General features: G+C 41.0%; 1 protein-coding gene. It reads right to left on the bottom strand.

What is annotated here, in order from left to right; genetic code table 11:
- Positions 1-251, bottom strand: a 251-nt coding sequence (locus AAEY78_RS14250) for a UvrD-helicase domain-containing protein (RefSeq protein ID WP_352340079.1), incomplete at both ends; no start/stop codon positions are given.

Consider the following 251-nt stretch of genomic DNA (forward strand, 5'->3'; position numbering starts at 1 on the left):
GTATTGATACTGCAGGCTTGGCAACTTGTACCAATGAATGGATATCTTTGTTGAGTTGATGCGGGTTTTTACTCACAAAAGCGCTAGCCACTTCACCGATACGGTTATTAAATCTAAAAGTAAGATCCAAATGCGTTTCGCTGGCATGGCCAAAATAACGTTTAAATTGAGTCGTTAAACGGACATCTGCACCACTAAAGCGATAAATAGCCTGCCAATCGTCGCCAACACAAAATAATGAAGTATCGCTG

The sequence above is a fragment of the Psychrobacter sp. 16-MNA-CIBAN-0192 genome (assembly GCF_040309565.1).
Classification (GTDB): domain Bacteria; phylum Pseudomonadota; class Gammaproteobacteria; order Pseudomonadales; family Moraxellaceae; genus Psychrobacter.